Origin of the sequence: Actinomyces sp. MRS3W, from assembly GCF_032465695.1 — a bacterium.
In the GTDB taxonomy this organism is placed as follows: Bacteria; Actinomycetota; Actinomycetes; order Actinomycetales; family Actinomycetaceae; genus Actinomyces.
In genome coordinates this window covers 1-1,187 of sequence record NZ_JAWDJJ010000350.1, presented here as the reverse complement: position 1 = coordinate 1,187, position 1,187 = coordinate 1, and the positions used below count along the sequence as shown (strand labels likewise).

At 72.6% G+C, this 1,187-nt stretch carries 1 protein-coding gene; it reads left to right on the top strand.

The genetic code is table 11. The features are described 5' to 3' along the window. Positions 1-175: 175 nt before the first annotated feature. A partial coding sequence (locus tag RWX45_RS13075) for a sugar-binding domain-containing protein (RefSeq protein WP_410050725.1) occupies positions 176-1,187 on the top strand: 1,012 nt, incomplete at its 3' end.

The following is a 1,187-nucleotide window of genomic DNA, read 5'->3' as shown; positions in this document are numbered from 1 at the left end:
TCTCCGGCCCGGCCCGCACCGTGCAGTCCGCTCCGGCGCTCCTCTGGCCTGCCCCCGTCCCGGCGTTGCTCTGGGCCGTACCGGCTCGGCGGCGTGAATCGTCAGGGCGGTGGGCGGGGCGATAAGCTCGGATCTAGCCCGCTGCCCGTTACTCACGCGCCTTGAAAGGACGAGGATGTCTGACGCACGGCTGGAGACCGCCGGTATTGAACCCGGCGTCAACCATGTCTCTCGCACGCCCGACTGGATGCTGCCCACCGCCCCCGGCCCGGGACGCGGCCGACACCTGCCGCCCCGCGCCTGGCTGAGCTCCAACGCGCCCCGGCTGAGCCTCAACGGCGCCTGGACCTTCCGCCTCCACGCCGTCGCCCACCCCGAGGGGCTGGACGCCCACGGCGCACCCGTGGAACCGAACTTCGAGATCGCCGACGCCTCTCTTGGCCCGTGGGGCGAGATCGACCTGCCCGCCCACTGGGTGCTCACCGGTGACGGCGAGCGCGGCCTGCCCTGGTACACCAACGTCCAATACCCCATCCCCGTCGATCCGCCCCACGTCCCGGACGAGAACCCCACCGCCGACCATGTACGCACCTTCTGTCTCCCCGCCGACTGGGGCCTGGGGGAGGACGGTGCCCGGGAGGTGCTGCGCCTGGACGGGGTGGAGTCCTTCGCCTCCGTATGGGTCAACGGCACCTGGGTGGGCACCACCCAGGGCTCCCGGCTGCCCAGTGAACTCGACGTCACCGGCCTGCTCGCCCCCGGGGAGAACACGGTGGCCGTGCGCGTGTCCCAGTGGTCGCCCGGCACCTACGTGGAGGACCAGGACCAGTGGTGGCTGCCCGGCATCTTCCGTGACGTCACCCTCCTGCACCGACCCGCCGGCCGGGTCGACGACGCATTCGTGCGCGCCGACTACGACCCCGCCACCGGCGCCGGCACCCTCGAGGTGGACGTCGACGCCCCAACCGAGGCCTTCCCGGTGCGCGTGGAGGTCCCCGAACTCCGGCTCTCCACGTCCCTGACCGGCCCCGGCACCGCCCATCTGACGGCCCCCGCCGTCGAGCCCTGGAATGCGGAGGTTCCGCGTCGCTACGAGGTCGCCGTCATCGCCCGGGACGAGGCCGTGCGTCTGCACACCGGTTTCCGCCGCCTGGAGGTGGTCCGCGGTCAGGTGCGCGTCAACGGGC